At 34.1% G+C, this 5,894-nt stretch carries 6 protein-coding genes; all 6 read left to right on the top strand.

All coding sequences use genetic code 11. The features are described from left to right. Positions 1-80 precede the first annotated feature (80 nt). A protein-coding gene (locus ACIQ1E_RS13520) for an IS3 family transposase (RefSeq protein WP_396171839.1) occupies positions 81-1,456 on the top strand; the annotation gives its coding sequence in 2 pieces (ribosomal slippage) (positions 81-416 and positions 419-1,456; 1,374 coding nt in all). A 42-nt stretch (positions 1,457-1,498) separates the two neighbouring features. Continuing rightward, positions 1,499-1,804 (top strand): acyltransferase family protein, encoded by a 306-nt coding sequence (locus ACIQ1E_RS13515; protein WP_396171837.1) that lies wholly within the window; start codon positions 1,499-1,501, stop codon positions 1,802-1,804. Positions 1,805-1,860: 56 nt separating this feature from the next. Next, complete coding sequence (locus ACIQ1E_RS13510) at positions 1,861-3,153, top strand: agmatine/peptidylarginine deiminase (RefSeq protein WP_396171835.1); 1,293 nt, start codon at positions 1,861-1,863, stop codon at positions 3,151-3,153. Positions 3,154-3,158: 5 nt separating this feature from the next. Beyond that, on the top strand, positions 3,159-4,331 hold the full coding sequence (locus ACIQ1E_RS13505; protein ID WP_396171834.1) for a DUF1624 domain-containing protein: 1,173 nt from the start codon (positions 3,159-3,161) through the stop codon (positions 4,329-4,331). 52 nt (positions 4,332-4,383) lie between these two features. Then, positions 4,384-4,908: a GNAT family N-acetyltransferase gene (locus ACIQ1E_RS13500; RefSeq protein ID WP_396171833.1), complete on the top strand. Its 525-nt coding sequence runs from the start codon at positions 4,384-4,386 to the stop codon at positions 4,906-4,908. 85 nt (positions 4,909-4,993) lie between these two features. Beyond that, positions 4,994-5,894, top strand: a 901-nt coding sequence (locus ACIQ1E_RS13495) for a serine hydrolase domain-containing protein (protein WP_396171832.1), incomplete at its 3' end; no start/stop codon positions are given.

Genomic DNA, 5,894 nt, shown 5'->3' with positions numbered 1-5,894 from the left:
TGTAAATCGTCAGCAAAAAGTGGACTGATTTAAACCAAAACTAAGAGAGTGTTTTCAAAAATCCTTAAATTTGAATTATTATGAAAACACCAAGAAAACAAACAGCAGAAAACTACATCAAAGAGATCCGTAGAAACACCCGAAGGATATTTAGTTCGGAACAGAAAATCCAAATCGTTATGGAGGCATTACGAGCAGAAACTTCAGTAGCGGAATTATGTAGAAAGTATTCCATCAATGAATCTCAATTTTACAAATGGAATAAAGAGTTTTTAGAAGCAGGCAAGAAACGATTATCTGGCGATACAACAAGAGAAGCGACCAGTGATGAAGTAGCGGACCTTAAAAAAGAAAATCAACGATTAAAAGAAATGGTTGCTGATTTAGTATTGCGATATGATATTGTAAAAAAAAGCTTGGAAATGCTGGATTAACTGTAAAGTACAAGAAATATATGCGTCTTACAGTATCCGAAAAACAAGAAATCATTCATCTAGTAGTTCGTTCTGAAATTGGAGTCAATCGCACTCTCAAAGAGATTGGTCTGAACAAAAGCACTTTTTACAATTGGTATCATTCCTACAGTAAAAACGGAGTTGAAGGTTTAATGCCAAATAAAAGAGCATCTAACAGACAATGGAATAGTATTCCGCAAGAACAAAAGAATTTGGTAGTTAAATTAGCTTTAGATTATCCTGATTTATCATCAAGAGAATTAGCTTATAAAATCACCGATGAACAACAAATATTCATCTCTGAATCAAGTGTATACAGAATTTTGAAATCAAGAGGTTTAATTACTGCTCCAGCTCATATTTTCTTGAGTGCAGCTGATGAGTTTACCAGTAAAACTGGATTTGTTCATCAAATGTGGCAAACTGACTTTACTTACTTCAAAATCCTGGGTTGGGGTTGGTATTACTTAAGCACCGTTTTAGATGATTACAGCCGATATATTGTGCATTGGGAGCTTTGTTCCAATATGAAAGTTGATGATGTAAAAAGAACAGTTGATAGAGCAATTATTAAAGCGAAATTGGTTACTAAACAGCGTCCTCGCCTTTTATCGGACAATGGTTCCTGTTACATTGCAACAGAATTGAAATCGTATTTAAAAGACCATCATCAAATGGAACAAGTTCACGGAAAGCCCAATCATCCTCAGACACAAGGAAAAATTGAAAGATATCACAGAACTATGAAAAATGTAGTGAAACTTGATAATTATTTTGCTCCAGAAGAGTTGGAAAATGCCTTGGAAAAGTTTGTTAACCGATACAATAATGAACGATATCACGAGTCATTAAACAACTTAACACCAGCTGATGTTTATTATGGTAGAGGTGACGAAATCTTAAAAGAAAGAAGAAAATTGAAGAAAATGGCCATTATAAACCGAAGAAATGAGTACCAAAAATTTAAATTAACAACAAACAAAAAAAACATTTACCTTTGAATTATTAAAAGAAATACTCTCTTAGCAAAAGTTCAAATTAGTTTGAAGACTTACACTGTTGGGTTTGGTTTTTTGGTTTTAGGAGCTATTATACCCAATAGTTTTTTATACCAATGGAAATCAAAAATATTAACCAAAATTGCGGAACTTTCCTATGCACTGTACTTAATTCATATGGGAATTATTTTAGTAACGCAAACAGTACTATTTAATTTTAGTATTGCTAAAGACAGTAATTTAACTTTTTTACTGTCAATGGTATTTTGCGTTTTAGTGGCTTTGCTGTTGCATTATAGCATCGAAAAACCTTTTATGAAAATGCGTGGAAGATTTTTGAAAAAAAAATAAAAAAACAGGAATGACAAAAAACCGAAATCGTAATCAACCAATAAAAAACACCAACAATGAAAAAATTACTTTTCGTCTTACCTATTATTTTCTTACTATCCTGTAACAAACAAGAGGACAACTATTATATGCCTGCCGAATGGGAAAAACAAGATGCCGTGTGGCTTGGTTGGCAAGCAGACAGTACACTTGGGTTTTATCCTGTGGTAACAGAGATGATAAAAACGCTTACTCCAAACGTAACTGTAAAAATAGCATTCGATTCTGACAGTCTAATGCAAACCGCAAAAAGCTATTTGAAGCGTAATCAAATAGATACTTCTAATATCAAATTCTATGTAATGCCAGGAGACCGTTATTGGATTAGAGATCACGGTGCAGCCTTTTTAGTAAATAGTAAAGGGAAACTCGGTGTAGCTGATTTTGGTTGGAATCATTATGGTCTTCCTCAATTTTTGAAAGAACAATATAACAACAATCAAGACAGTATTAGCAAGTATCTTAACAAGAGATTGCCTTCTATGACTAAAACAGGAACAGTAGATAGTTTAATGGCTGTTGCCGAAGGGGCAAAAATTTATAAAACAACTGTTGTTACCGAAGGCGGAAATATAGAAGTAAACGGCAAGGGAACACTCATTGTATGCGAGTCGGCAATGAAAAACCGTAATCCTGATTTAACCAAAGAATTTATGGAAAGAGAGTTCAAAAAAGTTTTGGGACTATCGAAAGTTATTTGGCTTAAACAAGGATTGGCAGAAGACCCTAATGGTTTTTACAGAAGAATCGCAGGTAATTATGTTGGTGGTGGCGTTCAACATTCTGATGAATTTGTTCGATTTGCAAATGAAAACACCATTTTATTGGCTTGGATTGACGAATCAGAGAAAGATTTGAATCCAATTAATAAAATGAATTACCAACGGCTCACTGAAAATTATCAAACACTCAAAAATGCAACTGACCAAGACGGAAAACCATTTAAAATAGTAAAAGTTCCGATGCCTGATGTAATACCAAAAAAAATAATGGCATCTAAAAACTATACCTCAAAAGTATCTTACGATATCCCTGCCAATCGATTTTATATATCTGAAGCTCCTAAAGTTGGCGACACTTTGCTGAGAGTGCCAGCATCAAGCTATTTAAATTATTTGGTAACAAATGGACTTGTACTTATTTCGAGTTATGTAAAAGAGGGTTCTTCTAAAGAGAAAGAAGTCCGTGTTCGTAAAATTTTTGAAGCACAATTTCCAAAAAGAAAGATTGTATTCATAAATGCTATGCCTCAAAATTGGGACGGTGGCGGTATTCATTGTTCGACACAACAGCAGCCAAGCAAAAAATAATAAAAATGACAACAATTACAAAACCCAGAATACAATCCATTGACCTCTTAAAAGGTTTAGTAATGGTCATAATGGCACTCGATCACGTTCGAGATTATTTCCATTATTCAGCTTTTTATTTTGATCCAACAGATCCAACTCAAACTACCTTGCCTATTTTCTTCACCCGATTTATAACTCATTTTTGCGCGCCAACTTTTTGTTTTTTGGCAGGAACTTCTGCTTTTATGGTTGGTAAACGAAAATCGAAATCCGATTTGTCCAGTTTTCTTTTAAAACGTGGACTTTGGCTGGTTTTTATAGAAATGACGATTGTTAATTTTGCTTGGTATTTTGATATTTATTTTAGAAGCCCTGGATTATTAGTTATTTGGTCTTTGGGAATTAGTATGATTGTTTTGGCAGGATTAATTCATCTTCCTCGAAAGTATATTTTAGCCTTTAGTTTGCTTTTAATTGTTGGTCACAACCTTTTAGATAATGTGCATTATGATGGTAATGTATTTTGGGCAATACTTCACGAATTTGCTTTTTTTAGACTAACAGATGGTGTTGAATTTGTAGTGGCCTATCCTATAATTCCTTGGATTGCCGTGATGGCATTAGGGTATTATTTTGGAGCTTTTTATGATACATCGTTTGATAGTATTCGAAGAAAAAAACTGTTTAATGGAATAGGAATTTTAGCAATTATAGCCTTCGTAATTTTAAGATTTAGCAATTTATATGGCGATCCAATTCTTTTTAAAGATTATGAAACTGCCGCAAAAGATTTAATTTCGTTTTTTAATCCTTCAAAATATCCACCATCTTTATTGTATTTATTGATGACTTTGGGAACTGCACTTTTATTTTTGGCAAATACCGAAAAACTCAAAGGCAAAGTGGTTGATTTTTTTAGCGCTTTTGGCAGAGTTCCCTTTTTCTATTATATCTTACACATTTATCTTATTCATCTTTTAGCCCTACTTTTTGCAGAACTTTCTGGATTCGGTTGGAGAATAATGATTCTGCAAGATTGGGTAACCGAAACGCCAGCATTAAAAGGATTTGGATTTCCGCTGTGGGTAGTTTATAGTGTTTGGATTGGTGTTATTGTATTACTTTATCCTTTGTGTAAAAAATTCGATAGGTATAAACAAGCTCATAAAGAAAAATGGTGGTTGAGTTATTTGTAAAAGCAATCGCCCCTTCTAATAAAAATTTTCTGTTAATTATATTTGAAAACCAATGAATAGTAATTCCTCCATCGACATTCGTGAAGTACAACTGCCCGCTGATATTGAAAATATCAAACAATTATGGACCGATTATCTAACTTGGGGAAACGATAGAATGCAACTGCTTTATGGCGTACATCCGCATAATCCGCAAGAAGCAGTTAAAGAAGATATTAAAAACATTGACAAATTTCTGCCACCAAACGGAAGGTTAATCCTAGCATTTATCGATGGACATGCCTGCGGAATTGGTTGTCTAAAAAGTATTAATGATGAAATTGGTGAAATCAAACGAATGTACGTTGATCCCTCTTTTAGAACCATTGGAGCCGGACGAGCCATTCTGCAAGCGTTATTAAATGCTGCCAAAGAAGCAGGGTACCAAAAAGTACGTTTGGATAGTCCTAAATTTATGGAAGCTGCTCATTCACTCTACCGAAACGTTGGTTTTAGAGAAATTCTCGCTTATGATGAAGTCGAAATTCCAGCGGAGTTTAGACAGTATTTATTGTTTATGGAAATCGAATTGTCGTAGTTCTTTGTATAAAGTATTTGCTATTTAGTACCAATTACAAATAAATCAACTACTTTTCCAATAAATAAAAAAAATATTGCACGCTATGAAAAATTTCAAACTAGTATTTCTTTTTGTACTATTCTATCAACTTTCGATAGGGCAAACGCTACAAGATACTATTTCACAAGTAGATAAAATTCTTAGTCAATATAAAGCAACCAATCCCGGCTGTCAACTTTCTATTGAACGAAATGGAAAAATAATTTATTCCACAGCGATGGGTTTGGCCGATTTAGAACACAACGTTCCCTTAACTACCAATTCTATTATTGAAGCAGGTTCGGTGTCAAAGCAATTTACTGCAGCGGCCCTTCTTTTGTTAGAACAACAAGGAAAATTGTCTTTAAATGATGATGTTAGAAAATATATTCCTGAGTTAAGCGATTATGGTATGCCAATAAAGTTAAGTCACATGATTCACCACACGAGTGGTTTGAGAGATTGGGGCTCCATTGCTTCATTAACAGGTTGGTCTCGCGGAACGCAATTCTACACCAATGAAGACGCGCTGGAAATTATTGTACGCCAAAAAGAATTGAACAACAAACCGGGCGATGAATTTATTTATAGCAATTCGAACTACAACCTTGCTGCTATAATTGTGCAAAGGGTCAGCGGATTAACTTTAGCCGATTTTACCAAAAAATATATTTTTGACCCGGCAGGAATGACGAATACACAATGGAGAGATGACCCTAATCGGATAGTGAAAAATCGAGCCATCGCTTACTCCAAAACAGAGACTGGTTATAAATTAAATATGCCAAATGAATATGTTTATGGCAATGGCGGATTACTAACAACCACAGAGGATTTATTAAAATGGAGCAATTTTTATCAACAAGGAAAAATGGGTACTTCTTCCTTATTAGCCAAACAACTTCAAACGGAATCCTTAAATAATGGCAAAAAAAATGGTTATGGTGCAGGTTTATTTATTATGA

It is taken from the genome of Flavobacterium sp. (assembly GCF_044348915.1).
In the GTDB taxonomy this organism is placed as follows: domain Bacteria; phylum Bacteroidota; class Bacteroidia; order Flavobacteriales; family Flavobacteriaceae; genus Flavobacterium.
The sequence above is the reverse complement of the archived record's forward strand: the minus strand, read 5'-3'. Positions and strand labels throughout refer to the sequence as shown.